1 pseudogene is annotated in these 263 nt (G+C 60.1%); it reads right to left on the bottom strand.

The annotated features are described in order from the left end of the window. Window positions 1–263, bottom strand: a pseudogene (locus SB765_RS30635) (hypothetical protein); the annotation flags it as partial.

Below are 263 nucleotides of genomic sequence, written 5' to 3'. Positions count from 1 at the left end.
CGGTGCACAGTATAAACCGAAGGTCACCGGCATTGAAGCGGTCGGCGGTGTACTGCTGCAGCGCCCTGGGGAGACCGCCAAAATGCAGACCAATACCGTTCCTGAGGGCATAGGTGTAGTCCCACTCCGGGTCAAACTCCTCGGCAACCCAGTCAATATGCTCGCTCTGGAACGGCTGGCCATAGCCGAGCCGGACAAGTTCGCGGGCTACCTTGCCAGCAACGCTGGACGACTTGCAGTAGATGATCGTGGCGCCTTCGCAC

This window comes from Pseudomonas sp. SIMBA_067 (genome assembly GCF_046534675.1).
GTDB lineage: Bacteria > Pseudomonadota > Gammaproteobacteria > Pseudomonadales > Pseudomonadaceae > Aquipseudomonas > Aquipseudomonas putida.
This window is presented reverse-complemented; position numbering and strand designations above follow the sequence as displayed.